Source organism: Frankia sp. AgKG'84/4 (assembly GCF_023242965.2).
In the GTDB taxonomy this organism is placed as follows: Bacteria; Actinomycetota; Actinomycetes; order Frankiales; family Frankiaceae; genus Frankia.
Genome location: NZ_JALKFU020000481.1, coordinates 1 through 4,201, shown reverse-complemented (window position 1 = coordinate 4,201; position 4,201 = coordinate 1). Strand labels below are relative to the sequence as shown.

Annotated in this window: 5 protein-coding genes and 1 pseudogene; 2 read left to right on the top strand and 4 right to left on the bottom strand. The window is 71.8% G+C overall.

Annotated elements, in window-relative coordinates; translation table 11 throughout:
- Positions 1-313, bottom strand: a pseudogene (locus MXD58_RS21680) (MFS transporter); the annotation flags it as partial.
- 152 nt (positions 314-465) lie between these two features.
- On the opposite strand from MXD58_RS21680, the gene MXD58_RS21675 reads away from it, so the two are divergent.
- Entirely contained in the window at positions 466-735 is a 270-nt protein-coding gene (locus MXD58_RS21675) for a hypothetical protein (RefSeq protein ID WP_250609816.1), read from the top strand.
- Here the strand turns inward: MXD58_RS21675 and MXD58_RS21670 are convergent.
- Entirely contained in the window at positions 732-1,442 is a 711-nt protein-coding gene (locus MXD58_RS21670) for a class I SAM-dependent methyltransferase (protein WP_248837742.1), read from the bottom strand. The two genes, MXD58_RS21675 and MXD58_RS21670, sit on opposite strands and share 4 nt — an antisense overlap.
- Before the next feature lie 1,136 nt (positions 1,443-2,578).
- On the opposite strand from MXD58_RS21670, the gene MXD58_RS21665 reads away from it, so the two are divergent.
- On the top strand, positions 2,579-3,157 hold the full coding sequence (locus MXD58_RS21665) for an RCC1 domain-containing protein (protein WP_248837743.1): 579 nt from the start codon (positions 2,579-2,581) through the stop codon (positions 3,155-3,157).
- A 59-nt stretch (positions 3,158-3,216) separates the two neighbouring features.
- On the opposite strand, the gene MXD58_RS21660 is transcribed toward MXD58_RS21665, so the two are convergent.
- A complete protein-coding gene (locus MXD58_RS21660) occupies positions 3,217-3,459 on the bottom strand; it encodes a hypothetical protein (RefSeq protein WP_250609815.1) in 243 nt (80 codons plus the stop codon).
- A gap of 63 nt (positions 3,460-3,522) precedes the next feature.
- On the bottom strand, positions 3,523-4,201 hold a 679-nt coding region (locus MXD58_RS21655; RefSeq protein WP_250609814.1), incomplete at its 5' end, for a hypothetical protein.

Here is a 4,201-nt window from a genome sequence, read left to right as displayed (position 1 = left end):
CGGTAGAGGTGTAGCCGCCGACCGCGACCGCCCGCCGGCGGGCGGGATCGTCGGCCAGCGCACCGCCGCCGAAGCGGGCTGCCCCGGCCAGCCCGTCGGAGATCCCCTCGATCAGCCCGAGCGTCGCCGCCGACGCGCCCAGCGTGCTGGTCAGCAGGCTCGGTAGCAGCGCGGTGGGCACCTCATGGCCCACATCGGCCAGGAACGACGCCGCGCCGATCCCGCCGACCCCCCGGGTCAGCCACCGCCCGTCGCCGACGGCCTCGCCGCCCGGCCCGGTCACCTCGGCGCTGGGCTGCGAGGTGGCGGTCACGTAGACCAGTCTGCCGGATACGGGAAACGCCAGTCAGAACGTGTGACCAGCGCAATCGTCGGTGATTGAGCTGGTCCGCGGTGGGGCGGCGGTGAACTCCCAGGTGGGCCCGGCGGGCAGCGCCCGCCTGGGACACTGCTGGGGTGACCAGCATGAACACCACCGCCCGCCCGGCCCTGCTTCGCCGGGGCTCCGCTCTGGAGTACGCCACGCTTGGCTGGAACGTGGTCGGGATCGTGGTGCTCGCCGTCGCGGCGATCGCCGCGCTCAAAGAGCGACCTTCCTGGCAGCGGGGGATCGCCGCCAGCGACGGCGCCCACCCCGCGGCGGCCGGCGACGAGCAGCTCAGCCACATTGTCGCTGGCCCCTGGCGGCGCTGGCTCGACGATCCCCGACGAGGAGGAAGTCCCGTTCGACGCTAAGAGTCCAGCCTTCGATGCCGTACCGGGTCGGCAGCCACGTCTGTTCGCCAGGAGCCCAGGTGCGGGCGGATCGGTTTCTCCCAGATCAGGAGGTAACGCCAGAACAGCAGCCGTCGCACGCGTACACCGGGTAGCACCGCGGCGGCCACGCGGGCGGCTTGGCGCGTGGTCAGCGGCGGATCCAGGACCACGGGCATGCCCGTGCGGGTGTGGTGCTCCTTCGCGAACGCGTGGGTGCCCCGCAGCAGCCTGTTCGCGAGGAACATGACCCCAAGCAGGCGATGTCCGACCATCGCGACGATCTCGACGGGCCACTCCCGGCGCAGGTCCAGCCGGGGAAGGACGACGGCGGCGAGGACCCCTCCAGGCCGCAGCGCGGCCGCGAGCACCTCGAGCGCGTCCGCCAGCGGCATGTGGTGCAGCGCGGTGATCGAGACGATCGCGTCGTAGTCCGTGCCCGGCAGCGGGTCGAGGAGCACGTCGGCGAGAACGCAGGTGACGTTGCCGGGGGTGTGACGCCGCGCGTCCTCGATCATCCGCGCGCAGCGGTCGACGGCGTCGACCCGCTCGACGCGCTGGGCGAGGCGGGCCGCGAACCCTCCAGCGCCACAGCCGACATCGAGCACCCGCCGGCAGGGTCGCGGCAGGTGGCGCAGCAGCAGCCGTTGATAGTAGACGTTGTGCGACCAGTCGAGCACAGCCGACATTCTGCCCACCGCCTAGGCGGCGTCCCGCTGGGGGCCTGGCTACCGTCTCCCCTGGCGGCTCACGCTCACCGTTCGCCACCCTCGGCCGCGGTGCTTCCGGGTCCGGGTCCAGCACCCGCGCCGCGCTGGCCGTAACCCTGGCCGAAAGCCAGAGCCAGGTCGCCAAGGGTCAACCGGCGTTCGGTTGTCCTGCCATGTCGACGTGGCGGAGCAGACGGGGGCTCACGTACCGCTCACCCGACGGCAGTGGGACGAGTACCCGGCGGCCTGGTTCGAGCGGTACGCCCGTCCTCGGTGGGCCGCGGACGAACCGTACTGGGGCATGTGGTGCGTTCCCGAGCAGGCGCGGCGGCGCACCCCGGACAACGTGAGCTGCGCGCTCGCCGACGTGCTCCTCGACCCGCTACCGGGTGCGGACTACGACGCGATCGTCTCGATCAGCGCACTGTACCACCTGCCCTTGCCGGACACGTTGACGCTGCTCTCCGCCGCCTGCGACCCGGCGGTGTCCTCGCCCCGCTGTCGATCGTGCACCGCCCTCCTCGAGCGATGTGTAAGGAAAAGGGGCGTGCCGGACATTCCCGGGCCAGGGGGACCTGAGGGGAGACGTGGTGCAGATCGACGAGGACTCACGGGCGGATTTCACTGCCCTGTACGAGGCCCAGTACGCCCCGGTGATGCGCTACACGCGGCGGGAGGTTCCTGAGCACGCGGCCAGCGATGTGGTCGCCGAGAAACACTGGGTCCGGGCGGGAAGTGGACCGGCCCGTATCTCCCGCCGGCTTGCTCCAGTCCTGATGCGGTGTGTGCGGAGGTCGCCCCGGATCAGACCATGACGTCATCATCCGCCACAACGCCCCCGGCGGACTGACCATCGTCTGATCCCGACCGACCCGCGTCACACGCCGCGCCCGGCCCCATGCGGCACTCCCCACACCCGCTGTCGATCGCCGCGAGAATCAACCGGTGGAAACAACGCGAAACGCCCCGGCGAAACATCTCCGCGGAGCAGCAGAAACGACCCTGGCGACGACTACACTGCCCGCCATCAGAATGCGAGGGGAATACGTCGAGGAGCGGTAATGAAACCCAGGCTGCGGGAAACAGATCGACCTCGACGCGGAAGATCCGTGCTGATGACACTTGCCGCCGCCGTCACCCTGGTACCCCTGCTGTCCGCCGCGGTGGCAGCGCACAGCCCACCCACCGAGCTGCGGGCCCCGCAGCCGCCCGCAGCCACCGGCACCGTGTGGTCCTGGGGTGCGAACAGCTCCGGTGAGCTCGGCTACGGCACCCGCATCGACAGCAGCCGACCCTTCACCGTCGCCGACCTCGACGACGTCAGCGCCCTCGCCGCCGGCTACGCGCTGCGCCGCGACGGCACCGTCTGGGCCTGGGGATCCAACTGGGCCGGGCAGCTCGGCGACGGCACGACCCTCGACCGGACCAGCCCCGTGCGGGTCAGCGGCCTGGACGACGCCATCGCCATCGCCGCCGGCGGGTCGGCCGGCTACGCGCTGCGCCGCGACGGCACCGTCTGGGCCTGGGGATCCAACCGCAACGGCGAACTCGGCGACGCCACCACGACCGACCGGACCAGCCCCGTGCAGGTCCGCGGCCTCAGCGCCGTCACCGCCGTCGCCGGCGGCGGCGCGGCCGGCTATGCCCTGCGCCGCGACGGCACCGTCTGGGCCTGGGGGTTGGGGGTCCGGTAGGAACGGAGCAGGAAACCGGGCTTGCTGTCACATGTGTTGACAGATTGCTGTCGGCGGTTTCAGTCGGGGCTGGGTGCGGGGGGCGAGTCGGGGCGCGGGCGGTCGCGCTGGTGGTGGGTGGCACGCCAGAGGGCACCTGCCATGGTGATCCCGGTGAGGACGAGGAGCTCGGCGAGGACCTGTTCGAGCAGTCCGGGCCAGGGCACCCATCCCAGCGCGACGGCCGTGATTGTCAAGCCCGTGAGGGTCGCTGTCCCGAGAAGGAGGTGGATCGGTGCGGGGGCGGGGTTGGAACCGACCATCGAAAACCTCTCATGCTTGTCTACATAGGGGTCTGTGTGGTGGCGGGGCGGGGGCGGGTGGGGTTACTGCTGGGACGGGGGAGAGGACGCAGTCCGGCGGCGGGCGTTGCGGATGCCACGGGAGGTGACCAGGCACAGCAGGAGCGCCCACCACAGCTGCCGCCATCCGCCCGCGATCACGGCCATGTCGGCGGCCCATTCCTCGCCGTAGCGTTCCTGGTCGTCAGGGTGGTCCAAGGCCTGTACCGCGGAGGCGACAAGCCCAGCGACGACGCCTTCGCTCCACGGGAGATCCCCGGCTACCCGTTCCCTCTGCCGTCCTTGCCGACGCGGGCTTGCGGTTCCCCGGCGCCGGTTCAGGACTGACCATCCGCCGGATGCGCCCAGGAGCAGCATGGCCACCGCCCCCAGATACATCGCGGTGGTACCGGCCGTGTGGGCCGCGTGCACCGCCCGGTCGGCGAGCACGCGCTGCGCAAGCCGACCGTCCGCCTCCACCGGCAGAGGCGAGTGAGGATCCGGGACAAGCATGAACCGGCCCGCGCGATCAGAACCGATACGAACGACGCTGAGATCGGGCAGACGGGTGCCGTCGGGCAGGACAGCGCCCGCGGGCAGGCGGGTGCCGGCGGGCAGGACGGTGCCGGCGGGCAGACGGGTGCCGGCGGGCAGGAAGGTGCCGGCGGGCAGGAAGGTGCCGGCGGGCAGACGGGTGCCGTCGGGCAGACGGGTGCCGTCGGGC